This is a genomic window from Pseudomonas sp. AC229 (assembly GCF_979254655.1).
This window is the reverse complement of the sequence record NZ_CEEDHK010000041.1, coordinates 1-327: the sequence shown is the minus strand read 5'-3', so window position 1 is coordinate 327 and position 327 is coordinate 1. Positions and strand designations below refer to the sequence as shown.

Here is a 327-nt window from a genome sequence, read left to right as displayed (position 1 = left end):
GTCGCGGTTCAGGCCGGCGCCTGCCACATCCTTCGAATAGAGGTAACCGTCATCACCGGTGCGGATTGGTTTGGAGCGGGTCGCGTCGTCATAGTCAGGTTTCGGCTTGGCAATCTCGATCACCGGCACGCCATTGGCCGCGCTGGATACCGTGGCGCTGTTGCTGCGGTCCAGCAGAATTTCCGCCGCCGCCCAACTCGGCACACCGGCCACCAGTAGAGAAAGCGCGAGGTGTTTAAGCGAAAACGCCGGCGGTTTGGCCTCGACTGAACTAGCAGCCGGCGCCTGCCGCTGCCCAGGCTTACGTTGGGCCGTAGTGATTTCCGC

Annotated in this window: 1 protein-coding gene; it reads right to left on the bottom strand. The window is 63.0% G+C overall.

Annotated features, from left to right (window positions below):
- Positions 1–327 (bottom strand): hypothetical protein (locus AC0IW7_RS24755; protein ID WP_471821487.1); only part of this gene is annotated, 327 nt, incomplete at both ends.